General features: G+C 55.0%; 1 protein-coding gene. It reads right to left on the bottom strand.

The features are described 5' to 3' along the window. Positions 1-468: 468 nt before the first annotated feature. Positions 469-2,562, bottom strand: a 2,094-nt coding sequence (locus EJP87_RS15340; protein WP_227657688.1) for a phage tail protein, incomplete at its 5' end; no start/stop codon positions are given.

The following is a 2,562-nucleotide window of genomic DNA, read 5'->3' as shown; positions in this document are numbered from 1 at the left end:
CGATGCCGGGGTAGTTGAGTGCCTGCTCCGGATGGTTTGTCACCAGATAGGTCCATTGGCCTTGATCAGATGCGCCGGTTCTCCCTTGTTGGTTGTGTCTCTGGTTGACCATAAGGGCATCCATTTGGAGATATATCAACTGAATATTACAAGGAATGTTCAACTGTCGGCACAACCGCCAGACAAGTCACAGCAGTCAATATTGCCATCAACAACACCAATGCCATCCCTTTTTTACCGCCTTAAAATGGTGCAGACTGATGGCAAGCGGATTTTCGCAACGTTCCCTTCGGGTTGAGTGCTGCGACGCAGACCCGGATGCGCTGCAACCTCGGGGGCATTTCCGAGAAGCCACTGTGAGGGGTGGATCAACGAGAAGGCAGGGTACCATGACGATCTTGTGCAAGCCTGCCGAAGTGAGTGGCGCACTGGACTCCCCTGCGCGGTTGAGTCTGGTGCGCCTTTTTACTATCCCTTTTCACTTACCCTGAACACATACTCTGCCGCATCCGCCAGCGACTGCCCACCGCCGCCGAACTGATTAAACGCCGGGAATTTCATAAAAACAGTCTTCCCAACCAATGCCGGATCGTAGGCGTACCGTAAAATTGTCCCATCGCAGCGGACAAACCGGCTCTGGCCGGGGTGTGCCTTGATCGTTGAGCCATAAAGCCCACGCCGCAAGTAGCTGTCCAGGGTATATTGGTGGCTGCCTGTCAGGGCGGCAGTGGAATAAGCGATAAACTCTCCGTCCACCCACGCCAGTGTCGCTCTGTTGTCCGCATCGGCGATGGTGCCGGAGGTGAGCGCGCCTCCAGATTCTGACAAATCGATCTTGCAGGTGTGGGTTGTATCTGGATCCGATCCGCTCGCCATTGTCTCAGTCAGAAAGCCATGACGCGCCGGAGAGACAATCTCGCCGATCTTTTTGTAGTTGGTGCCACATGATGACAACCAAACCTGACAGCCACCATAATTCTCACCACCTGACACGGCCACCCATATCTCTCGCAATCCGGGTGTCAGTTCAACGGGTGCATCAAACACCACCGGCGTGTTGATCGCGCCTGACGGTTTGTTGAAATCCGCAACATAGCCGCCAACTGCCTGGTGTGGATAGGTGGCCGTGCTGAACACGCCAAACGGTGCATCTTCCGCCTCAACGGTGAGCAGGCCGATTTCATCCTCTTCAATAGACAGTATCCGAACCGGAGTCTTGTCCAACCCGGTGCCAGCATCGGTGAGGGTGACAAGATCTGTCGGTTCGAGCAGGCAGTGCCGCCAACCCAGCTTAAAACCGTAAATGTTGCGCACGTACTGTACCCTCTGGAGGATATTTTGCGCCACCATCCTGGCCACTGCAGCGGACTTGATCTCGTGGAATTTGATGGAGTCCATGCTTCTGAGGCCGAAGAGATCGATAGAGACCATGTCCTTCGCCTCTGCCACCTCGGTGTTGAACTGGTTGCTGGAGTTCAGGAATTCTACTTTGACATGGTTATACACGTCAACAGACGGCTTCCTGGTAACTGTCACCGGATCTTCCTGGCCGGAGACAATGAAGTCATCTTCTGTCAGCTCATAAACCGGCGTCAGATTTGGCGTGAAGGTGACTCCGTTGCCGGTGACAAGCGCGTCACCAAGCGGCGTCACCTTCAGAACGCCTTCCGAGAAGTAGACCTCCGAATTGGTGATCTTCATCAACCGTGCGATGATGGCGCTCGTCTCCTCCTGAGCGGCATAGACTGGCGACAGGAAGAGGCCACTGGCTGTGCAGTAGCGGCTGTATTGAGTCCAATCGCCAATATTTGCCACAGGAAAACCCAACCCGTAGCGGGTGTTGGTAAGCAAATCGGTGATGACATCCTTTGGGTGCGCGTCATAAATCCCGTTTGCTGCATCAAACGACAACTGGCCGATGACATCAAAATTCAGGTTCGGCAGAGCGGTGCCGGATCCCAACTGCCAGTCCATGGAGGCGGCATAGGCGATGCCGGGGTAGTTGAGTGCCTGCTCCGGATGGTTTGTCACCAGATAGGTCCATTGGCCTTGATCAGATGCGCCGTTGAACACCGTCACCACGGAGGAACTGCTGTTGATGGCGTTATAGTTGTAGCTGATCTGCACCTGGATGTTGGAGAACTCGGTTGCAAAATAGTAGGTTCCGCCATTTATGACAAAGTCTGTCCCAAGCACCAGTGGCGTTGCCACCTCTCCGTTAATGGCCACGCAGGAGATATGGCTGGTCCACTGTGCGCCGTGCGCCACTGTCACCTGGTGCGAACCGGAGATAATGTGTGGCTCGTTCCAGGCCGCAGATGGCGTCACCACCTCCGACAGATTGGCCGGGTCTGCTTTGTATTCCTTGTTGGACCAGATGCCGTCAATGCCAACAATCGGCCCTTCACACAGTCCAAAACAGAATGAAGCGGTGTAGGTGTAGGTGGTGCTGACGACAGTGTTCCCTCCTCCTCCCTTGCCGCCGACATCCTGCGAGGTGGTGTGAGCGATGGAACGGAAGTCACCGTACCACAAAAGATTTCCCGGCATTCTGGCTCTGCC

It is taken from the genome of Candidatus Magnetaquicoccus inordinatus, from assembly GCF_004217665.1.
In the GTDB taxonomy this organism is placed as follows: Bacteria; Pseudomonadota; Magnetococcia; order Magnetococcales; family Magnetaquicoccaceae; genus Magnetaquicoccus; species Magnetaquicoccus inordinatus.
The sequence above is the reverse complement of the archived record's forward strand: the minus strand, read 5'-3'. Positions and strand labels throughout refer to the sequence as shown.